This is a genomic window from Paraburkholderia sp. SIMBA_053 (genome assembly GCF_046534895.1).
Lineage (GTDB): Bacteria > Pseudomonadota > Gammaproteobacteria > Burkholderiales > Burkholderiaceae > Paraburkholderia > Paraburkholderia caledonica.
Window position 1 is genome coordinate 1 of sequence record NZ_JAWRXU010001892.1, and the last position, 230, is coordinate 230.

General features: G+C 39.6%; 1 protein-coding gene. It reads left to right on the top strand.

From position 1 onward, the window contains the following. Nucleotides 1-230: hypothetical protein (locus tag SB753_RS42125; RefSeq protein WP_410805832.1), on the top strand; the 230-nt coding region annotated here is incomplete at both ends.

Consider the following 230-nt stretch of genomic DNA (forward strand, 5'->3'; position numbering starts at 1 on the left):
GTTATTCATGATGAACGTACGAATCCAGAAGCAGAAATGAGTGTATACAGCTGTGGAATAAGTGATTTGAAGTTAGAGGGGATGCGAGAAAATTGTCTATTGCCTGATGGTGCGAGTCCAGTTTTGTTCAGCGACGCTTTTAGTCAGGATATCGAAAATCTATTTTGCATGATGTATAGTCAAATTTGTTCAGAGAATGCTGGAGCTGAGGAAATAAGCCACCATTTGTT